22 protein-coding genes are annotated in these 20,917 nt (G+C 49.4%); 3 read left to right on the forward strand and 19 right to left on the reverse strand.

Annotation, left to right across the window (positions count from 1 at the left end; genetic code table 11):
• Positions 1-45: 45 nt before the first annotated feature.
• From J7L64_00360 to J7L64_00390, 7 genes are read right to left on the reverse strand one after another with little or no spacing between them, the layout of a single operon-like run.
• A complete protein-coding gene (locus tag J7L64_00360) occupies positions 46-501 on the reverse strand; it encodes a V-type ATP synthase subunit K (protein MCD6450810.1) in 456 nt (151 codons plus the stop codon).
• Positions 498-2,279, reverse strand: coding sequence for a hypothetical protein (locus tag J7L64_00365; GenBank protein ID MCD6450811.1), 1,782 nt, complete (start codon positions 2,277-2,279; stop codon positions 498-500). Before J7L64_00365 ends, J7L64_00360 begins: the two co-directional genes overlap by 4 nt.
• Positions 2,279-2,911: a hypothetical protein gene (locus tag J7L64_00370; protein MCD6450812.1), complete on the reverse strand. Its 633-nt coding sequence runs from the start codon at positions 2,909-2,911 to the stop codon at positions 2,279-2,281. The genes J7L64_00365 and J7L64_00370 overlap by 1 nt, the downstream gene beginning before the upstream one ends.
• A complete protein-coding gene (locus J7L64_00375) occupies positions 2,912-4,231 on the reverse strand; it encodes a V-type ATP synthase subunit B (GenBank protein ID MCD6450813.1) in 1,320 nt (439 codons plus the stop codon). It abuts the gene before it with no gap.
• A complete protein-coding gene (locus tag J7L64_00380; GenBank protein ID MCD6450814.1) occupies positions 4,228-5,955 on the reverse strand; it encodes a V-type ATP synthase subunit A in 1,728 nt (575 codons plus the stop codon). The genes J7L64_00375 and J7L64_00380 overlap by 4 nt, the downstream gene beginning before the upstream one ends.
• Positions 5,940-6,815 carry a DUF2764 family protein gene (locus J7L64_00385; protein MCD6450815.1) on the reverse strand — a complete coding sequence of 292 codons (876 nt, stop codon included), beginning with the start codon at positions 6,813-6,815 and terminating at the stop codon, positions 5,940-5,942. The genes J7L64_00380 and J7L64_00385 overlap by 16 nt, the downstream gene beginning before the upstream one ends.
• Positions 6,815-7,642, reverse strand: a complete 828-nt coding sequence (locus J7L64_00390) for a hypothetical protein (GenBank protein MCD6450816.1) — start codon at positions 7,640-7,642, stop codon at positions 6,815-6,817. The genes J7L64_00385 and J7L64_00390 overlap by 1 nt, the downstream gene beginning before the upstream one ends.
• 237 nt (positions 7,643-7,879) lie before the next feature.
• On the opposite strand from J7L64_00390, the gene J7L64_00395 reads away from it, so the two are divergent.
• Both J7L64_00395 and J7L64_00400 read left to right on the forward strand, forming a co-directional pair.
• Entirely contained in the window at positions 7,880-8,809 is a 930-nt protein-coding gene (locus J7L64_00395; GenBank protein ID MCD6450817.1) for an ABC transporter permease, read from the forward strand.
• Complete coding sequence (locus J7L64_00400; protein ID MCD6450818.1) at positions 8,806-9,627, forward strand: ABC transporter permease; 822 nt, start codon at positions 8,806-8,808, stop codon at positions 9,625-9,627. The genes J7L64_00395 and J7L64_00400 overlap by 4 nt, the downstream gene beginning before the upstream one ends.
• On the opposite strand, the gene J7L64_00405 is transcribed toward J7L64_00400, so the two are convergent.
• The 12 genes from J7L64_00405 to J7L64_00460 are packed head-to-tail and all read right to left on the reverse strand — an operon-like array spanning position 9,624 to position 20,214.
• Positions 9,624-9,986: a cupin domain-containing protein gene (locus J7L64_00405; protein MCD6450819.1), complete on the reverse strand. Its 363-nt coding sequence runs from the start codon at positions 9,984-9,986 to the stop codon at positions 9,624-9,626. The genes J7L64_00400 and J7L64_00405 overlap by 4 nt on opposite strands.
• The gene (gene ptsP / locus J7L64_00410; GenBank protein MCD6450820.1) at positions 9,958-11,772 is read right to left on the reverse strand and encodes a phosphoenolpyruvate--protein phosphotransferase; all 1,815 of its coding nucleotides are present in this window, start codon (positions 11,770-11,772) and stop codon (positions 9,958-9,960) included. Before ptsP ends, J7L64_00405 begins: the two co-directional genes overlap by 29 nt.
• Positions 11,769-12,038, reverse strand: coding sequence for an HPr family phosphocarrier protein (locus J7L64_00415; GenBank protein ID MCD6450821.1), 270 nt, complete (start codon positions 12,036-12,038; stop codon positions 11,769-11,771). Before J7L64_00415 ends, ptsP begins: the two co-directional genes overlap by 4 nt.
• Positions 12,039-12,043: 5 nt before the next feature.
• Positions 12,044-12,454 (reverse strand): PTS sugar transporter subunit IIA, encoded by a 411-nt coding sequence (locus J7L64_00420; GenBank protein ID MCD6450822.1) that lies wholly within the window; start codon positions 12,452-12,454, stop codon positions 12,044-12,046.
• 16 nt (positions 12,455-12,470) lie between these two features.
• The gene (rapZ, locus tag J7L64_00425; protein MCD6450823.1) at positions 12,471-13,337 is read right to left on the reverse strand and encodes an RNase adapter RapZ; all 867 of its coding nucleotides are present in this window, start codon (positions 13,335-13,337) and stop codon (positions 12,471-12,473) included.
• On the reverse strand, positions 13,334-14,326 hold the full coding sequence (gene hprK, locus J7L64_00430) for an HPr(Ser) kinase/phosphatase (protein ID MCD6450824.1): 993 nt from the start codon (positions 14,324-14,326) through the stop codon (positions 13,334-13,336). Before hprK ends, rapZ begins: the two co-directional genes overlap by 4 nt.
• A 6-nt stretch (positions 14,327-14,332) precedes the next feature.
• Positions 14,333-14,851 (reverse strand): ribosome-associated translation inhibitor RaiA, encoded by a 519-nt coding sequence (gene raiA, locus J7L64_00435; GenBank protein MCD6450825.1) that lies wholly within the window; start codon positions 14,849-14,851, stop codon positions 14,333-14,335.
• A 34-nt stretch (positions 14,852-14,885) separates the two neighbouring features.
• A complete protein-coding gene (gene rpoN / locus J7L64_00440) occupies positions 14,886-16,310 on the reverse strand; it encodes an RNA polymerase factor sigma-54 (GenBank protein ID MCD6450826.1) in 1,425 nt (474 codons plus the stop codon).
• A 5-nt stretch (positions 16,311-16,315) separates the two neighbouring features.
• Entirely contained in the window at positions 16,316-17,047 is a 732-nt protein-coding gene (lptB, locus tag J7L64_00445) for an LPS export ABC transporter ATP-binding protein (protein MCD6450827.1), read from the reverse strand.
• Complete coding sequence (gene lptC / locus J7L64_00450; protein MCD6450828.1) at positions 17,048-19,000, reverse strand: LPS export ABC transporter periplasmic protein LptC; 1,953 nt, start codon at positions 18,998-19,000, stop codon at positions 17,048-17,050.
• Between the two features lie 45 nt (positions 19,001-19,045).
• Positions 19,046-19,444, reverse strand: coding sequence for a YjbQ family protein (locus J7L64_00455; GenBank protein ID MCD6450829.1), 399 nt, complete (start codon positions 19,442-19,444; stop codon positions 19,046-19,048).
• A gap of 17 nt (positions 19,445-19,461) precedes the next feature.
• Positions 19,462-20,214: a Nif3-like dinuclear metal center hexameric protein gene (locus J7L64_00460; GenBank protein ID MCD6450830.1), complete on the reverse strand. Its 753-nt coding sequence runs from the start codon at positions 20,212-20,214 to the stop codon at positions 19,462-19,464.
• Positions 20,215-20,253: 39 nt separating this feature from the next.
• Between J7L64_00460 and J7L64_00465 the strand changes: the two genes are divergently transcribed.
• Entirely contained in the window at positions 20,254-20,916 is a 663-nt protein-coding gene (locus tag J7L64_00465) for a peptidoglycan DD-metalloendopeptidase family protein (GenBank protein MCD6450831.1), read from the forward strand.
• The last annotated feature ends 1 nt before the right edge of the window (position 20,917 follow it).

The raw sequence follows: 20,917 nt of genomic DNA on the forward strand, positions 1-20,917 counted from the left end.
TTAGCCTTTACCCCGAGCCTCCTAACAACCTCTACCAAGAGAAGGTTACTTGGCGGTCACCAAGAAGAGCGAGACCATAAGCCCCAAAATGGCATAAAGCTCGGGGAAAACCCCCATAGTGAGCACCTTTCCTAACGCGGTCTCATCGCTCTTTATCAGCTCGATCCCGGTAACGCAAACCCTCGCCTGATATAAAGCGGAGAAGAAACCAACCACACTCACCGGAATGGCAGAGCAGAGGAAATAAAGCCCGGTGTAGAAGTCTATTGTACTAAGGGTGCCGAGCTTCCGGAGGAGCATAAAGGCGATAACAAATCCGTAGATACCCTGGGAGCTGGGAAGCGCCGCCGCCGGAAGAAAACGACCAAACCGCCTGGGGAACTGTTCCAGCGCTCCGTGGGTAGCGTTTCCCGTCATCAGAAGCCCCAGCGCTGAACCAATGCCAGGGAAAAGAAACGCAAACACCACACCGAGATAAGCAAGAAATATTCCTAATGTCATAGCCCTTCCTTTCCTTTAACCGGTTTCAATTTCCGAAATGATTCGAAGTTTAACCCTCCACCTTCGTAAAATTGCTTATAAAACTCCACAAATTGGAGCCTTAAGCTATGAACAAAACCGCTTATCAAGCCGAGGGCAATGTTGCCCCCATGGCCCAGAACGAGGATCAATATAGCAAGGGGCCAACCAATATAAGGGGCGGACTTGAACTGTGCCGCCATATCGTTCACCACCGAGGCAATAATACCGGTGGCAACCGAAAGGGCGAAGAGTCGAGAATAAGAGAGAAGATCGCCCAAGAAACCAGTAGCCCCATAAAGACCCCATAAGCCGAGGCCTATCTGCTTAAACACCCCTTCACCATAAGCGGAGAGACCAATGACCAAGATCGCCCCGAGCACTATGAAACCAAATCCCACATCCTTCGCCCCTAAATAAACCGCTGTTGCCCCCCAGATTATCCCCAGATAACCAAGATTGCCGATCGCCCGAAGCGGTAAACCATCCTTATACCACTTGTAAGCCTTCAGGATCACCCCTACCGAGATCTGGATGAGCCCAAAGAAAAGGGCAAGGGCAAACAGCCTCATCTTATTCGAAGGGTCGAATATTATGAGTCTCCGTATCGGCGAATTGGGCGCCCAATTTATACTGAAGATGGTTCCGGTAGCCAAGCCGAAACCGGTAACAAACAGGGTGAGCATCCGGAAGAGCTTCAGCCCCTTCTCGAGCCCTGGAGTGAGTTTCTTCTTAAAGAGTTTCAAGGCAAGCGAGCTTAGAAGGAAGAGGATCAACCCATAGCCAGCATCGCCGAGACACATCCCGAAGAAGATGGCAAAGAACGGGGCAACGGCGACAGTGGTATCAATTTCATCGTACGATGGCTGTGAATGGAGCTCGGTAATAAGCTGGAATGGTTCAAGAACCGGCTTATTCTTCAGGATAACCGGCACATCCTCACCCTTCTTCGGGGGCTCGACAAGCCACGCCAAACGGAAGGAGGAAAGGGCGCTCTTGATCTCAGGCACCCATTCTGCCGGGGTCCAACCCTGAAGCATAAAGACGCTTCCCTCCCTCCCCAGCATCCCCTTCGCCTCCTCAAAGGCTATCCGATCGAGAAGTTCTACCTCAACCTCCCTAAGGAAAGGAAGATAAGAAGATAAAAGGGCGATCTCCTTCTCAACCTCGGCGATCTCTTTCTCAACCTCGGCGATCTCCTGCTCGATATCCGTCAGGTCCTGCTCCGGTAACTTGGCTTCGGCATAACCCTCGATCTTCTCTTTGTAGGAGAAAACCACCAGATAAACCATATCACCGGTCTGATAGGTAACCTTGTATACCTTATCCTTAAGGTCGAGCCGAGCAAACTGGGAACGAGGCAGGATAAAGAACTGAAGAGTAATCCCTCTTTCACCAAGCTCCTTTATCTCGGAAAGGGAGATCCCTCCCCAGGGGATCCATCTCTCCCTCAATTTAAGGAGTGATTTTTTCTTTACCTTGAGTTCCTCTTTCTTCTCAAGTAGAGATTCAAGCTTCTCTCCTATCTCCTTCCAATCTACCTCCTCTTTCTTCTTCCTCCTTTTAGCCTTCTTCTCGTAGGGGGTGAGGATTTCCATTATCCTTCGGAGATTAGCGAGGTCTTCGAGGAGTTCTTCCTTAGGCTTCCCCTTAGTCACCGGGATCAGATGGAGCTTTCCTATCTCCTGGAGCTTCCCCAGTACCTTCTCCTCATCATCCTTCAAGCCAACGATGGTAATCTTCCTCATCGGGACGATCATCAGGCTACCTCCGTAAGAAGAGCACCACCGGTGGTACCGGCATATTTCTGTTTCGCCACCTTGGCAATTACCGTGGTCTCCCTCTCTCTATCCCCTAACCGCTCGTAAAGATAGGTCTCTGCCTCAAGTAGTTCTGGTATTAACTTCTTATCAAAGAGGTTTATCCGCTGGGTTACCTTCTTCAACTCGGCTGCGAGCACCCGGTAAGCCTCTTCGAGGACGATGATATTATAGTGAAGCCTCTTTATCTCCTTCACCGTAGCAAGGACATAGTCGAAAACCGGAGGAGTGGCTGCTAAACTGTATTTTCCCTCCTCGAAAACCACATCCTTAAACAACTTCACTCTAACTCCACCTATCACCCCAGGAACGAGGATAACCTTTTTTGTAGTAATAAGCTTTGCCGGATCTTTATTGATCAGGACAAGCGCCTCAGAGGAAAGGTCTTTCACCCTCTCTTCCATCTTCCTCTTAAGCCCTTCTATTTCCCGCCTCAGCTGATTGCACTCGAGGGTAAGCTGCTTCTGCTTCAGCTCAAGGATGGGTATCGCCCGCTCTAACCTCTCCCTCTTCTTTCTCAGCTCGAGGAGGGTTCCCCTTGTTTTCGCCAGGGTGGAGACCTCTATCGGCATCTACGCCGCCTCCTTCCTCCGATAGAACTGGTCGCTTATCTCCTTCCTTATACCAAGCACCTCAAGCGGGAGAATGGATATGAGATCCCAAGCGAGATCCAAGGTTTCCGTCATTGTTCGATTCTGATGTACTGGTAAGAACTCATTCTCGAATAGATCGCCGAACTTGAGGAACTTTTTGTCTATCTCCTGGGTTATCTCAAGCCCCATCGAAAGCTTCTCCTTGAGATCGAGGGAGTAAGAATAAGCCTTGATACAGGCATCCATAATCGCCGGGTGATCGTGACGCGTCTCCTTCCCTATCACCAACTGCTTGAGCCGGGAAAGCGATTTAAGCACCATCACCTTATCATGCTCAATATAAATTTGTCCCTCAGTGATATAACCGGTGAGGTCGGGGACGGGATGGGTGATATCGCCATTCGGGACCGAGACCACCCCCAAGATGGTAACTGAACCCAGGTCTCCTCCCAAGTTGGTCGCCCGCTCGTAAACCTGAGCCAACTTGGTATAAAGATCGCCAGGATAGCCCGCCCGAGCCGGGATCTTATCCTGAGCGTTTGCCACTTCCATCAACGCATTGGCAAAGTTGAGCATATCGGAAAGAACGATAAACACATGCTTCCCCTCAAGGGCAAGCTGTTCTCCAATGGCGCAACAGATATGAGGAACATTGAGCCGTTCGATCGAGGATTCCGAAGCGAGGTTTATAATCATAATGGTCCGCTCAGGAGCCTCATTGAGCACCTCCTGGAAATAAAGGTACTCCTCATACTTAAGACCAATACCCCCGAAGATGACTACAAAGGGTTTTCGGTCGTTTACCTCTGCCTGACGGATGATCCTCCCCACTACCTTATTCACATCCTCCTCAGGTCTCTTGAAGATGGGTATCTTCTGGCTCCGGACAATGGTATTCGCCCCGTCAATGCCGGGGATCCCGGTCTGGATATAACCTGAACCCATCTTCCTCACTGTAGGGTTGATCACCGAACCAATAACGGGAACGAGCTTGCCCGAAGTGATTGGTGGCTTACCATCTATCGGCTCGAATACCCCGTTGAATCTGCGCCCGAGAAGAAGCTCTGAATCGTAGGGGATCATCAGTGGGCGACCAGTGAAATAAACTGGCTGACGGGTGCTCATCCCAAGTGTCCCCCTGAGGGACTGGATATAAACGGTATCACCAGCGAGCTTCACTACCTGACCAATCCCATAGCCGGGGAAATGCGCTATCTCCCGATTACCTATTCCCATCGTCCCCTTTATCTCCGCTATAGGACCGGCTATCTGTCTGATCTCGGTATATATCTTCTTCATTCTTTCAGTAACTCCTTCCTTATCTTCTCCGCATATTCTTGGTAATCCTTTTGATAATTCATCTGTATAAGTTCATAAGTTATCTTGGCGATCTTTTCCCTCATCTTTTCCTTTCCCAGCGTTTCCAGCTTCTTCGCCCACTCTATTATCTCCCTCAAAAACTCAAGCATAAAATAATGCCGTTCGAGACTGGTAGCTCCATCTACCGGGTGGAAGAAGTTCTGAACGAGATAAGAATCACGGATCATCAGGGAAAGTTGATAGGCAAGATAATCACGATCGGAAACACCAGCATCGCCTAAAATATCTATCTGCTCCTTGATCCTTACCCCTTCGAGGATATAACCTTTAAGGAGCTCCACATCCTCCACCCAGCGGGGATATCCTTTCTCGGCAAAAAATGGAGCAAGGTCTTCAAAATACTTGCTCTTCGAGATAAGGGGATCGATAGCAGGATAGATTCTCGCTTCGGCAAGACGCCGGGAAAGACCAAAGAAACAACCAGTTACCTTGATCGTCGCCTGGGTTACCGGCTCTGAAAAATCACCACCTGGAGGGCTTACCGCTCCAATAATGGTTACGCTTCCCATCCTCTCATCGGAGCCCAAACAACGGACCTTTCCTGCTCGTTCATACCATGAACTTATTCTGGTCTCAAGATAAGCGGGAAATCCCTCTTCACCCGGTATCTCCTCCAAGCGACCAGACATCTCCCTCAACGCCTGAAGCCAACGGGAGGTGGAATCGGCAAGCACCAATACATCATAGCCCTGATCCCGGAAGTACTCCCCGAAGGTTACCCCAAGATAGACCGAACTCTCCCGCGCCGACACCGGCATCGCCGAGGTATTAACTACCATTATCGTCCGCTCGATCAGGGGCCTTCCTGTATCGGGATCGGTAAGCTCGGGGAACTCGGTAATAAGCTCAACCATCTCTCCTGCCCGCTCACCACAGCCGACATAGACAACCACCTGAGCCCGAGACTGGCGAGAAAGCTGGTGTTCAGCAACGGTCTTCCCCGTTCCAAAGGCTCCAGGGAGACAACCGGTTCCTCCTTTAGCAATGGGGAGGAAACCGTCTATTATCCTCGTCCTCGTCTCGAGGAGCTCGGAGAGCTTTAGCCTCTCTTTGATCGGTCGGGGGGTCCTTATGGGCCATTTTTGAACCATTGAGAGCTCGTGCTTCTTCCCCTCTTTATCCTTCACTACCGCCACCGTATCGTAAGCGCTGAACTCCCCCTTCTTTATCTCCAGGATCTCACCGGAGATCCCTACTGGGACCATTATCCGATGCTCAATTAAGGGTGTCTCCTGAACTGTGCCAATTATGTCGCCTTCGACCACTACATCACCCTTCTTTACCTTGGGTACGAACTCCCATTTTTTCTCTGGATCAACCGCTGGGTAATGAACACCTCGGGTAAGGAAAAGACCATATTTCCTCAACGGATTGCCCAAACCATCGAATATCTCGGTAAGGATACCGGGACCAAGCTCCACCTGAAGCACATCGCCGGTAAACTCCACTTTTTCCCCGGTGCGGATCATTGTAGTATCTTCATAAACCTGAATATCGGCAAGCCCAGGGCGTATTCGGATCACCTCGCCCATCAACCGCTCCTCACCAACATAAACCACTTCCCCCATCCTAACGCTACCAGGAATGGTCGCCCGCACCAGGTTCTCATCAATAAGGGTTATCGTGCCTATCCTATCTCCCACGACACCTCCTCCTCTTTAGCAGTAGCTGCGGCTACCAGCTCTTCTCTAATCCTCCCTCCTAAATCGCCCTCCGCCTCTCTCCATCGCTCGAGGATGAGAAGCTTCAGGATATAAGCGAGCACTACCTCTACATCAAAATAGATATAGGCGGTGAGCTCGTCTATCTTCCCCCACTTGATCTCGTCGAGCTTCTCCTCAAGGGAAAGGAAATCCCCTTGTTCAACAAGGGCTGAGACCTCCTTTATCCAAGGCAACTCCCTCCCCAATCCGAAATCAGTTACTGAAAAATTCTTTATAATCGTATCGGAAACTGAAATAATATCAGCAGATAGAGAGAGAGGAAGACCATCCTTGCAAATCAGGTAATCCTTTACCTCTAAGGACTTAGCCCGGGCACGGAGGGCGGTAACTACATTAATAAGAATAACCTCAAAGGTGAAGAAACGACGAAGAAAAAGATTGGGAGTGGAAAGAGCTTCATAATAATAGAGCTCAAGCAACCGATCTAAAGGGTCAATCTTCTCTATCTTCCCTGCTTTATATTCCTCGAGGTAAGCCTGCATAAACTGCGGAAACTCCTCTCTACCCCCTTCCCCCTCCTCCTCTTCCTCAAGCCACCTTTTAAGCTCTTCCTGGGAATATGTTCCCCAGGGAAGAAATCTCCCCTCTCCAGTCAAAAGATGATGAAGATTCAAACCATCGTACCTTCTCAAGATAATATCAACAAAGGGCCAATGAACCTCCTCAATAAACTTCCTCTTTACCCGGAGGAAATCGCCCAAAGTAAACCGAGGACGTACTCCGCGCTCAAGCTTTATGAGAGAGGCGATTAAATAAGTATAATAATTGCCCGTTATCATTATCGTTCCTTCTCTGTACCCTCTTTATTTCCTCCCTTCTTCGTCCCTTTATCTTCCTTTTTCTTTCCCCTTTTTTCCTCTTCAGGCTTCTCATCCTCTCCCAAAAAATATCTGCGGAAATCTGGCCGGAGGAAGGAGACAAAAGAATCGGTAAGGGCTTCCATGGTAATATCAAGCTGGTAGTTTTCTCCCTTAGGCCCCACCTTGAAACCTACCTTGCCGTCCAAAATACCTATCTCCACCTTGGGCTTCTTCTCGGCTTTCTCTCTAATCTCTTTCTCGATCTTCTCTATGAAATAACCCTTCATCTCCTTCGCCTTTTCCTTGGGAAGAAGGAGCTCTATATCAGTAACCTCTCCCTTCCTCTTGCTGAATTCAGCAATCATAGTAAGGACCGCTTTCTTCAAGAAATCGGAATCGGTAAGAACCCCTTCTACCTCCTTGGCTACACTTCTTTTCAATAGATGCTCCTCAAGATCTTCCTTCAGTTTAAGGAGAAAATCGCGCCCTGCTATCTTCAGGCTTTGCTCAAAACGCTCTCTTTCGCTAGCAAGCTTTCTCTCCATCTCTTCATACTTCTTCTTTATCTCCTCCTCCACCTTCTTTCGCTTCTTCTTTATCTCCTCTTCCGCTTCTGCCTTCAGCTTCGCCACCTCTTCTTCGGTGGTCCTTATTCCCTCGTCTTTGATCTTCTTGATTAATTCCTTTACCCCTAACTCCTCCTTTCCTTCCTCATCATCCTTCCTCTTACCCTCAACCCGAGACTTGCCAAAGAAGTACCCTACTATTAATGCTAAAAAGATCGCAGTCATCCAGACATATATCATCGCTTCCTCTCACCAGCTATGAAGGTTGACCACTTCACCCATCAATGCCCCTTCTCAAGGCATATCATCTTATTATGATAAAAAAGGCGGAGTTGTCAAGCCGTAATCTATATTACCATATATTTAAAAAGAGCTATCCGGCAGCAGATTAGGCCCAATACCCCTTGATTAAATCACCGCCAGCCAGCTAAACTTTTAACGAGATTATGAGACTGAGGCGGTGGAAGTTTTCATAACATGAAAAAATACATTACAAGACGACTGCTTCTCGCCATCCCCACGGTAATTGGGGTAGTAACCCTTGTTTTTTCTTTCATCCATTTCATCCCTGGGGATCCGGTATTGGCAATGCTCGGAGAAAACGCACCTGAAGCGGATATAACCGCCCTTAGGGAACAACTCGGTTTGAACAAACCTCTATATATCCAGTATATCGACTACATCAAAGGACTAGTAAGAGGGGATCTCGGCTTTTCCTTACGAACAGGGCGTCCTGTTCTCGTTACCGTGTTATCGCGTTATCCGGCAACAATAGAACTTGCTTTAGCCAGCCTCGCCCTTGCCCTTCTCATCTCCCTCCCTTTAGGAGTAATCGCCGCTACTAAGCGGAATACCTTCCTCGACCATCTTGCCCGTTTCTTCTCCCTTTTTGGGCTCTCCATTCCCAATTTCTGGTTGGGACCGCTCCTCATCATCATCTTCTCCCTAAAGTTAAACCTCCTCCCCGTATCCGGACGCGGAGGAATATCTCACCTCATCCTTCCTGCCATCACTTTAGGAACCGCCCTATCCGCTATCCTTACCCGGATGGTTCGAGCAAGCCTCCTCGAGGAAATAGGGAAGGAGTATATAAGGGCAGCAAGGGCAAGGGGACTACCAGAATATATAGTCATTGGGAAACACGCCCTTAAGAACGCTTTAATACCAGTGATAACCATTATCGGGCTCCAATTCGGTACCCTTCTTGCCGGAGCGATAATTACCGAGACGATCTTCGCCTGGCCCGGGATTGGACGCCTCCTCATCCAAGCGATAAACCAACGCGACTACCCGGTGGTCCAGGGAACGATATTAGCCATATCCTTCGGATATATATTGGTAAACCTGCTGACCGATATCGCTTACTCCTTAGCAGATCCGAGGATAAGATATGGAGAAAAAGGATGAGGCTCTTTAAAGAGAATCCAGCTACCTCCTTCGGAGTAGCGGTAATCTCCATCTTTATCGTGATAGCCATTCTCGCTCCCCTCATTGCTCCCTACCCCCCTGAAGAACAGGAGCTCAGCCAACGTCTTGCCCCTCCCTCACTCTTCCATCCGATGGGAAGGGATGACTTTGGACGGGACATCCTCTCACGGGCGATCTATGGGGTACGGGTCTCCATTTTAGTGGGGATAGTGGTGGTAGGAATATCAGCCGTTATCGGGGTAATCCTCGGCCTTATTGCGGGCTACTTTGGCGGTTTCCTGGACGAGCTTCTGATGAGGATTGTGGATATCCTCCTCGCCTTTCCTGGTATTCTCCTCGCTATTGCCATCGTGGCGGTGTTAGGTCCTGGGCTTAAAAACCTCCTCCTCGCTCTTTCCCTCATCGGCTGGGTCTCCTACGCCAGATTAACCCGGGGACAGGTTTTAAAAATAAAAGAACTGGAGTATATTGAAGCAGCACGGGCAATAGGGGCGGGAAACCTCCGTATCCTTTTCCGTCACCTCCTTCCCAATGTGATCCCACCGGTAATCATACAAGCCACCCTGGGGATCGCTGGAGTAATCATCGCCGAGGCGAGCTTGAGCTTCCTCGGACTTGGGGTACCACCTCCCTCTCCCTCTTTAGGGGGGATGCTCAGCGAGGGGCTTTCGCATTTAGTTGACGCCCCTCATCTAACCATATTTCCTGGTTTGATGATCTCGCTTCTCGTCCTCGCCTTCAACTTCCTGGGGGATGGCCTCAGGGATTTGCTCGATCCTCGGCTGAAGAACTACTAATTAGAGGAGATCCTACCGTAATCATCGACCAGCCGGACCACATCGTCGAGATGAGGAGTGGATACCTCGACTACATCGCAGGCCTCATCGGCGCGCATCCGATGCTTCACCCCTGGCTTTATCCGGTAGCTTTTTCCTGGCTCGAGAGTAAGCTCCTTAAGACCATCACCTTCATCTACAACCAGGGTCATCCTCCCCCGGAGGAGATAAATGGTCTCGTCCTTTACATTGTGATATTGAAGGCTAAGCTGATGTCCTTTCTCGATGTGAAGTATCTTACCCACATAGGATTCACTATGAGCAAATATAAGCTCGTAACCCCAAGGTTTTTCAACCTTTTTTATCTCCTGATAGCCCATTTCCTCCTCCCCGGTGGTTGTTGCGTAATTCAGTAAGAACCCTCCCGCTAAAACGGCTCGCCATCCTCTCTAAAAGGTATTCCTCTATCTCCTTGGCGGTGGAGAAGGTCAAAACCCGCCTTGCTATCTCCTCAGCCTCGGAGAGAGAAACCGAGCGAATCACATTCTTGATAAGGGGAATGGATGCCGGATTCATACTCAATTGGGTAAGCCCCATTCCAAGGAGAACCATCACCAAGATGGGATCGGCGGCGATCTCACCACATATATTGACCTCTATCTCCGCCTTTTTTGCCGCCTCCACGACGAACTTCACACTCCTCAAAATGGCTGGATGAAGTGGTTGATAGAGATGGCTCACCGCCATATTGGTCCGGTCAACAGCGAGGAAGTACTGAACAAGATCATTGGTACCGATGCTAAAGAAATCCGCCTCCATCGCCAGGATATCAGCGGTAGCTGCGGCTGAGGGAACTTCTATCATCACCCCAAGCGGCATATCTTCGTTGATAGGAACCCCTTCCCTCTTCAATTCCTCCTTAGCCTCGGAGAATATCTCTTTTACTTCCCTCAACTCCTCCAATCCAGAGATAAGAGGAAACACCACCCTTATATCCCCATATGCACTCGCCCTCAAGAGTGCCCGAAGCTGGGTCTTGAAAAGATCTCTCCTCTTCAGACAATAACGGATAGCCCTAAGCCCCAATACTGGATTCGCCTCGTCTGGCGCCCCCTCCCTGTCACTTAACTTCTCACCGCCAAGATCGAGAGTGCGTACGATAGCTGGATGAGGAGAGACCTTCTCAGTCAATTCCCGATACACCTGGAAGTGCTCCTCTTCAGTAGGAGGCTCAAAACCCGGTTTAAGGAAGAGAAATTCAGACCGATAAAGACCAATACCCTCTGCCCCATAAGCGATGGCAGCATCCACCTCCTCGGGAAGATCGATATTTGCCTGAAGGGTCACCTTCACTCCGTCGGTGGTCACCGCCTCCAGCTCCTTGGTTCGGAAAAGCCTCGCCTCATAGTCTCGGAGCTGGAGCTGCTTCACCCGGTACTCCTTTATAAGCACCTCGGTCGGTTCCACAATTACCACCCCTTCATCGCCATCGATTATCACCCTATCCCCAGTCCTCACCTCAGAAGTTACCCCATTCACCCCTACCACCGCCGGTATCTTCCGGGAACGGGCGATGATCCCGGTATGGGAGGTAGCCCCCCCGGTATCGGTAGCGAACCCAAGAAGAAAACGAGGGGCAAGATGGGCGAGATCAGAGGGGGTAAGATTGGGGGCAATCACTATCACCTCCTCGGAAAGAGACATCTTGGACTGGAAAAAAGGGGAGGAAGAGAGGTTCAAAAGTAATCTATTTCCCACATCCTCTATATCCACCTTGCGGTCTCTGAAAAACTCATCTTCGATGGAAGAAAAGGCAGCGATTATATCGTCTATTACCAACCTTATTGCCCACTCTACATTGACCCGGCTTTCTTTTATAACCCGCTCCACCTCAGCGATGAAAACCGGATCCTCAAGCATCATCAGATGAGAGTCGAAGATACAGACAGGTATACCCCCACCCTCTTGAGAGAACCGCTTTTTGAGATCGATGAGCTGTCTTTTAGAGCGGGAAAGCGCCTCCTTCAACTTCTTTAGCTCTAAGGGAATATCTTCCTCCTGGATGCTCCTCCGAATTACCGGGATCCTTCTACTTTTAAGGACAAGAGCTTTACCAATGGCGATACCTGGTGATATCCCATTCCCCCTCAATACCCGTCCCTTCATCCCTCTTCCCCAAAACCGGTAGCAACCAATTCCGAAAGAGCCCTTACAGCCTCCTCCTCGTCCTCCCCTGAGGCAGAGATCTCTATTCGCGATCCCTTGGGAGCAGTGAGGAGGAGGATCCCCATAATGCTCTTCCCATTAACGGTAAAGCCGTCCTTACTAACCTTAACCTCAGAGGCAAACCGGCTTGCCAACTGGACAAACCTCGCCGCTGCCCGGGCATGAAGCCCCAACTTATTGACGATCTCCACCTCTCGACTGACCAATTCCTCTATCTCCCAGTAGCTGAGAGAAGTTCACTGGCTACATAGATGCTCTTTTTACCTCGCTCCTTAAGCTCAGTGGCAATTTGCTTCAGCTTCATATCCTCCCGCTGAAACTCCACCAATTTTATCAACATCGGAAGGTTGACCCCGGTAACGATCTCCACCTCTCCCTCTTTAAGAAAGGACAGACTTATGTTGGTCGGTGTCCCTCCAAACATATCGGTAAGTATCAACACTCCCTCCCCCTTATTCACTTCCTTTATCGCCTTCTTGATCCTCGACCGGGAGTAATCCACATCATCATCCCATCCTATCGAGATCGCCTTTACCGGTCCCATCTCTCCCACTATCTTGTGACATGCCGAGATGAGCTCATCACCCAAATTACCATGGGTTATCACTACTGCTCCTACCATCTCATCTCTCCTAAAATTATTGCCTTTCTATATCGCGGTGGCAAACCCTTACCATAAAGCCCTTATCCTCAATGAACTTGGCGAGTTCATTTGCCACCACAACCGAACGATGCCTCCCTCCTGTACAACCTATACCTATGGTGAGATAACTCTTTCCCTCAGCAATAAACCGAGGAAGGAGGAAGGAAATAAAACCGGTCAACCTTTTAAAGAATTCCTGATACTCCTTGCCCCCAGTAACAAAACGACATACCTCCTCTTCGATACCGGTTTTATTCCTCAACTCCTCGTTGAAATGGGGATTGGGAAGAAACCTAACATCAAAGACGAGGTCAGAATCGTTGGGGAGCCCGTATTTATACCCAAAACTGACCACAGATATAAAAAGCTTCCTCTTCCTTCTCCCTTCGGAGAGAAGCTCGAAGAGATAACTCCGAAATTGATGCACATTGAACCGCGAGGTATCAACGATTATATCCGCTTTTGTCCTCACATTGGCGAGTAGCTTCCTTTCCTCAGCTATATTCTCCTTTATCGTATCCAGAGTCCCCAATGGATGGGGACGTCGGGACTCGCTATACCTCCGGATCAACACATCATCATCCGCCTCAAGAAAGATGAGGGTCATCGGAAGCTTCCTTTTCCTCAACTCCTCATATACCTGATCGAAGTCGGAGAGGAAATTTCGCTCCCTAATATCGATAACCACCCCTATTTTGGTTATTTCTTCACTCGATACCTCACAGAGATCAACAAATGTGGGGATAAGGCGGATGGGAAGATTGTCTACACAAAAATAACCTAAATCCTCAAGGGTATGAATAGCCAAACTCTTACCTGAGCCGGAAAGCCCCGTTATGATGGCAAAATTAGCGATCCTCACTCGAGGTCTTCCTCCGATGGTTTCACCTTTGGGGGAGCGGGCTCCATCATCCTCCTCTCCATATGCTCAATGAACTCCCGGGCAGGATATTCACCGCGAAGCTTGAGGAGATGGTTTCTCGCCGCCACTTCAATAAGGATAGATAGATTCCTCCCCGGCACTATCGGCAGTTTAATCAGGGGAAGCTTCACCCCAAGAATCTCATAGCGGAGCTCCTCTAAGCCCAGACGATCATACTCCTCATTCTCCTCCCATCGTTCCAAAGCCACCACCAACTCTACTCGCTTACATCTCCTGGTAGAGGCAACGCCAAAAAGCTCTTTTATATCAACGATGCCCAAACCACGGAGCTCAAGGAAGTGCTGCAGTGGTTCCGGTCCTCTGCCGATCAGGATGTTTCCCGAACGACGCCTTATCTCAATTACATCATCGGCAACCAACCTGTGCCCCCGAACCACCAAATCCAAGGCACACTCGCTCTTTCCGATACCGCTCTCCCCAATGATAAGCACCCCTACCCCCCATAGATCGACAAGCACCCCATGAACCACTGTCCGAGGGGCGAGTTGATTATCGAGGAAGGAGTTTATCCTCTCCCTAAATTCATCCTCGCAAAGGGAGGTGGAAAATAGGGGAACTTGATACTGCTCGGCAATCTCGATGACCTCTGGTGGAGGAACAAGCCCTCCAGCGATGATTATCCCTGCAATGGAGGTGGAACATATCTTCACCATCACTTCACTTCGCTTGGTTCCAGACAACTTCTTGAGGTAGAGAACCTCCTTCTCTCCAAGGAGGAGAAGGCTTCCCTCTTCGAGATATTCCAGATTACCAGCAAGGATAAGACCAGGGTCCTTTATCCGGGGATGGGTTATCTCCCGCTTAAGCCCCCTCTTTCCACAGAGAAGGCTGATGCCCAGTTCCAACGACTTCTCAGAGAGAAGCTCCCGTGCCTTGAGCCTAACTCGCTTAATCCTCTTTGCAGTCATTTACCCCTACCCTTCTGGGGTAATCAACCCAAAATTCCCATCTTTAAGACGATAAATAACATTTATTTTATCACTCTCTGAATTCCTAAAAACGAGGAAATTATCTCGGGAGAAGGATAGCTGAAGCGCAGCCTCCTCCACCGTCATCGGCTTCAGCTCGATACGCTCCATCCGGACCACCTGGGGAAAACCCTCTCCTCCCTCTTCCTTGGGACTCCCGGTGCGTTCCTCCTTCCTTTTTCTATCGATTATCTTCTCCTTGCTCCTTCTCGCCTGCTTCTCCAGCTTATCAACCACTTCAGATATGCTGGTGTACATATCGGATGTCTCCTCCTTCCCCGTTAGCACCAAATGACGGGCTTTTACCGTAATCTCAGCGATCTGGCGATATTTCTCCACCGATAGGATAGCATGGACCTCCTCTATATCGTCAATAAATCGCTTTAACTTATTCACCTTTTCCTCAACAAATGATTTGAGAGCCGGTGTTACCTCAAGCTGACGGCCAGTAACCTCAATCCTCATTTGCCTCTCCTTATCCCAATTTTTAGTATGATTATTATTCCTCTTTCTTTCTCTGATTAGAGGGAAGAATGCCCATCTCCTCCCTATATTTGGCTATGGTACGCCGGGCAATGGTTATCCCTTCTTTATTCAAGGATTGAGCGATAGCAGCATCGGAGAGGGGACGACGAGGGTCCTCCTCAGCTATCATCCGCCTTATCCTCATCTTAACCACTGACTGGGAGATGCTCCCCTCATCCGAACGAAGCCCTCGCTGGAAGAAATAACGAAGCTCAAATACCCCCTGGGGGGTGTGAATATACTTATTGCTCACAATACGACTCACTGTAGACTCATGCATCCCCACCTCCTCAGCCACATCGGCAAGTACCATTGGACGAAGATACTCTGGACCTTTATCAAGAAACTCTCGTTGGAATTTGACGATCGCTTGAGCAACCTTCAGGATACTTCGCTGACGCTGTTCAAAGCTCCTTAAGAGGGAAACCGCTGAACGGAGTTTATCCCTAACATAGGTGATGACCTGCGTCGGAACATCCTGTTTAACCTTGAGAAGCCTGCGATAGAAGGGGCTTATCCTCAATCGAGGAAGCCCCTCCTCATTCAAGAAAACCACATAATCATCCCCACTCTTAACCACGAAGATATCAGGTACTATGTAGTGGGGCTCGAAGGAAGAATATTTCCTCCCTGGCTTCGGATCAAGCCTTCTTATTATCTCTAAATGAGCTTCGAGTTCCCTCTTCGATAAACCCAAGCTCCTCGCGATCTTTCCGTGATTTTTCCCCTTTAGAAGCTCTAAATGATCTTTCACGATCTCCTCGGTCTTGGTTCCGGAAAGACCAAGCGCAGCGAGCTGAACCAGGAGACACTCCCTGAGATCACGAGCTCCCACCCCCACTGGGTCAAAGCTCTGGACCAACTTAAGCGCCTCCTCTACCTCCTCCTTTGTTGCCTTAGCAGCATTAGCTATCTCTTCAATATCCGTCTTTAAATAACCATCGGGATCAATATTACCGATAATATAGGTGGCTATTCTTCTCTGTTTTTCAGGAATAAAGGAAAGATTCAACTGCCAAAGGAGATGCTCTTCAAGGGAAATAGATTTGGTCAAGGTATTCTCAAACGAGGGAAGCTCCCTCGTCTCCAGACTCCCCCTGGGATATTTAGGAAAATCCTCATAGTCCTGAAAGTAAACCTCCCAATCCACCTCGTTCAAACCATTGCTCAACCTTACTTCCTGCTCCCCTTCGCTCTCCTTTCCCTCCTCCCTCTCCTGCTCTTCTCCTACAGGGTCCTGAGGGATCTCCTCAAGTAAGGGGTTCTCCGCCATCTCCTGTCGGATAAGGTTTTCCAATTCCAGCTTGGAAAGCTGAAGGAGCTTTATCGCCTGCTGAAGGGTAGGAGTAAGAACCAATCTTTGGCTTAATTTTGATACCAGCTTTTGCTTCAAGTCCATAGTCCTTAATTTAACTTGAATTTATCCCCAAGATAGACCCTCCTCACCTCCTCATCTTCCTCCAACTCCTCCGGGGTACCTGAACGGAAGATCCTCCCCTCATTGATAATATAAGCTCGATCGCAGATGGTTAGGGTTTCCCTTACATTATGGTCGGTTATGAGAACTCCAATACCCCTTTTCTTCAGTCTTCTTATTATATCTTGAATATCGGCTATCGTCTTTGGGTCGATGCCGGTAAACGGCTCATCGAAAAGAACAAATCGAGGTGAGGTAACCAATGCCCGAGCAAGCTCCACCCTCCTCCTCTCACCACCGGAAAGGGTATAACCCTTATTCCGAGAAAGATGGGAAACACCAAGCTCCCGAAGAAGTCCGGTGATGATCTCTTCCCTCCTTCCTGAATTCACCCCTAAACCCTCGAGGATGAGGAGGAGATTCTCCTCCACTGTTAATCCACGGAATATCGAGGGCTCTTGAGGAAGGTAACCTATGCCCTTCCTCGCCCTTAAATACATCGGAAGCGAGGTTATCTCCTCCCCATTCAAAAATATCCTCCCCTTATCGGGCATAGTCAAGCCCACTATCATCCTGAAGGTGGTCGTCTTCCCCGCTCCATTAGGACCAAGTAGCCCCACAATCTCCCCTTCGGCAACGGAAAGGCTCACCTGGGAAACGACCGTACGATAACCATAATTCTTCACCAACCGAGTCGCCTCCAGGGAGATCTTGTCCACTCAGTCCCTCCCCTTCTCCTTATACACTGCTTTCACCCTCTCATTCTCTCTGGAAACAGCCCTCATTTTATCACCACCTATAATTAAAGTCAACCGACGCCCAGCGAGCTCTCCTTCACCAAATCGAGAGATCTTGGCAGGAGAACCGGTGAGGATTAGTGTCTTGTTGAAGAAAAAATACTCCCCCTTTTCCCCCTCAGCCCTATCCTGAAGATAGAAGATCCTCACCCTCCCTCGGGCTATCCCCCGCCTCCAGCCACCTCTCACCTTGTCCTCAAAAAGGGTAACTTCATCCCCTTTTACCCTAAGCTCCCCTTGAGAGAGAGCAACATCACCTCTTATCAGGAGCTTCCCTTCCTCCCGATAATAAAAGAGCTCCCCTCCCGAGACCCTTATCGGTCCTTCAAGACCCTTCTCCTTCTTTTTCTTCCCCCCCGTCTTAGGTTGATCAAGCCGGGCACGGACATCCCCCGAGGCGACCAAGATACCAGCAGTGCGCTCGATATCGAGCTCCTTGGCAAACAGTATCCCCGCATCGTAAAGAACCCTCACTAATCCCTTATAATGAAGACGATCGAAGATATGATCATAGTGAAGAGTATCGGCATTGACCACTACCTTTCTTCCTTTAGCTCCACCAGGGAAGAGCTCACCTGAGGAGGAAAACCGAGAGACAACTTGGGAAAAAGCGGCAAAATCCCCGCTATTTCCAAAGAAATCTATCCTCTCTCCGGAGAGAAGCTCATCACCTTTATTCATAACAGCCTCTCTAAGAAGAACTATCCGGTTATCTTTGAGGATATACCTCCCCTCCTTGGCTCTTCCCTTCAGCTCTCCCTGCTCGACCTCAATGCCCCCTAAAAGATTAAAACCCGTTATCTCCCCCCTATCGTCCGCCTTACCCCTGATCTCTCGACATATCACCCTGATCATTTCTCCCTCTCTTGGAGAAATGGTTATGGTAGTTCCACTATAACCGTCCACTTCAGACAACCGTCCTCCCTCGCCAAAAGAGAACTCGATCCTTTTTGCCTCAAGCCTCCTCTCACCGTAATCAGAGGAGGAAAAGCTCACACTGGCAGGATTGAGGAGCTGAAGAAACCTGAGGTTTTTTCCAGAAGGGTCAAAGATAACCACAATAGCGGATCCAGAAAGCCTTTTTCTCTCGCCTTTGGCGAAAAAAGCCTCCTTAAAGGAGGAACTGCCCAAGGAGGAGATAGCCAGGTTCTCCTCATTCCCCCATATCTCCATCCGCTTCAAAGAATTACTGTCAGGGAGAAGGCGGAATATCGCCCTTTCCCCCCGCACAAAATCATCTCCGCTCGCTACCATTACCCCTCCCCGGAGGAAAATCCTCTGCTCCTTCCTCCGGAACTCCCCAGCTGAGGCAACAACCTCAATGGGAGAAGAAACCCCTTCCCTTCTTAGCTTTATCCTGACCCCCTTTTCTAACTTTAAAACTCCATCCTTAAGATAATAAGACCCAGCACCCGCTTTCCCAGAAAACCTTTTACCCCTAAACCACACCTCAGACGGTGCATAAAGCTCCTTCGTCTCCGGAAGATATTTCAGAAACTCGGTCCTAACCACAAGGCCATCCCCCCTTTTTGCTACGATATTCCCCTCCATCTCGACCGAGAAATCGGCACCTTTCGGGGTCAGGCGAGCTTCTTTTCCCGTTATCACCACCTTCCTCTCACCGATAGAGGTGGTCAGGATAAAATTTTTATAACTGGTGGTTCTATCGGGAAAAGAAGCGCTTTCTTCTGCTTTCAAGGTAAAGGTCGGTGTAACGATCTCTCCCCCATAACTAACCGAGCTTTCCTCCCGCACTTTGATAGGAGAGGGCTTCCTCGAAGATGAAGAAGGAGAACGGCGGGCGAGATAAATATAGATAACGAAAAAGAAGAGAAAGAAAAGAAGGATGAGGCGAACTGCCTTTCGTTTATCCATAAAGTTACCTCACCCTTCCATTATAACAGGGAACTCAACTAAAGGTTAAGCAGAGAGGAGTTTGATGAACAACCTTCGTCTTCTTGGACCATCAAACTCGCAGAAGAATACGCCCTGCCAGGTTCCCAGATGAAGCCTTCCTTCCTCGATTATCACCATTACCGAAGAACCGACTATACTCGCCTTTATATGGGCATCCGCATTCCCCTCAAGATGGCGGTATCCCCTTCCTCGAGGGATTAACTCCTCAAGTTTAGCCAATATATCCTCCCTGACACTGGGGTCCGCATGCTCGTTTATCGTTATCCCGGCGGTGGTATGAGGGACATAAAGGCAGCAGACCCCGTCCTTGATCCCACTTTTTGTTACCTCCTGCTGGATCTTATTGGTGATATCCACCATCTGGGTGCGGGAGGTGGTCACCACCTCGATCTCCTGAAACATTGAACATCCTCCTTACTCTATAATCCCGTAGGGAGATCGATAAACAAAACCTCAAGGGAAAACCGTTCCTTAATCCGCTCACCCAAAGCAAGAACCCCCCATTTTTCGGTGGCATAATGCCCGGCGAAGATGCAGTTTATCCCGAGCTCCCGTGCCAAATGGTAGTGAGCGTGGCTCGGTTCACCGGAAAGAAAGAGATCACAGCTCGCCTTAACCGCATCCTCTACCAGCTCAGGCGCCCTACCACTTACTATCCCCACCCGACTTACCTCGGGAGAGCCAAAGGGGAGAAGAAGGGGGTTCTTACCCACTCTCTCATTCACCAAAGCAGCCATCTCCTCCCTTGCTATGGGAGATCCTGTCTCCGCCACCACCCCGACCAATACCCCGTGATAATCCCCAAACATCCTAACGGGCGAAAGGGAAAGAAGCTTAGCGATCCGGGCATTGTTCCCCACCTCAGGATGGATGTCAAGGGGAAGGTGAGCAGCATATAGAGAGATACCCCCCTCTATCAACTCCTTTATCCGGTGGTAATGAGCTCCAATTAAAGGGTAAACCTTTCCCCAAAAAAGGCCATGATGAACGATAAGGAAGTCCACTTCCTCCTTCCTCGCCTGGCGAAAGGCGGCAAGGGAGGCATCAACAGCAAGAGCCACCCGATTCACCTCTCCCCTCCCTTCAACCTGAAGCCCGTTAAGCGATTCATCCGGAACCTCAGAGAGGTGCAAAAAATCATCAAGATAGGAGACAAGTTCATCCCGTCTCATCTCTCCTCCTTTCTCGCCTATTATGGTATACTAAACCAGATGAAAGGGAAAGGCTATTCGTTCATCATCTTGATCGCCATCCTTCTCCTTCTCTCATCCTGCGCCCCTTCTCCTAAGAAGGGGCTACCAAGGAAAGGGATATACCACATCGTTGAACCAGGGCAGACCCTGTGGCGCATCGCCAAAGCCTATGGAGTAGATCTCGAATATTTGGCGGAAATAAACGGCATCGACGACCCTACCCTGATCTATGTGGGAGAGAAGATATTTATCCCTGGAGCAAGGAAAAGGCTATATATCCCTCCTTATAAGCCCCCTTCCCTCTCTTTCTTTCTTTCCTGGCCCCTTTTTGGGGAGGTCACTTCTCTCTTTGGACCGAGAGGAAACGGTTTCCACACCGGGATAGATATCGCGGCAAAACCGGGAACCCCTATAAGAGCGGCTGCGGATGGAGTGGTGATATATGCGGGACAGAGGTTTCACGGATACGGGAAGATGGTGATGATCGAGCATCCAGGTGGCATCACCACCATTTACGCCCACAATAAGGAAAACTTAGTAAGGAAGGGAGATAGGGTAAGACGAGGTGAGATAATCGCCCTTGTCGGCAGTTCAGGAAACGCCACCGGACCCCACCTCCACTTCGAGGTGAGAAAGGGGAATACCCCGATAAATCCAATCTTGCTATTGACCAAAAAGTAGC

This window comes from Acidobacteriota bacterium (assembly GCA_021161905.1).
Classification (GTDB): Bacteria; Acidobacteriota; B3-B38; order Guanabaribacteriales; family JAGGZT01; genus JAGGZT01.